Below are 250 nucleotides of genomic sequence, written 5' to 3'. Positions count from 1 at the left end.
GGAGAAGAAGGTGCCGTCGAAGCGGGCGAGGCCGCGGCCGATCACCGTGACGGCGACGGAGACGAGCGGGACCATGGCGATCGCGAACGCGCACGAGACGATGCCCGTCACGAAGCGGTCGAACGCGCGGCGGGCCCCCTCGACGATGCGCGACAGCACGTAGATGAGCGCGAGGTAGAGAACGGCGCCGACGACGAGCCAGCCGGCGATCGGGAACTCGGTGCCCGCCGCGGCGCCGACGAGGAGGAAC

At 71.6% G+C, this 250-nt stretch carries 1 pseudogene; it reads right to left on the bottom strand.

The features are described from left to right. Nucleotides 1–250 (bottom strand): annotated as a pseudogene (locus ACR9ZK_RS22835) (phosphate ABC transporter permease PstA); the annotation flags it as partial.

This window comes from Monashia sp. HAY1-5C (assembly GCF_056755255.1).
Note: the sequence above shows the minus strand (reverse complement) of the source record. Positions and strands in the feature narration are given on the sequence as shown.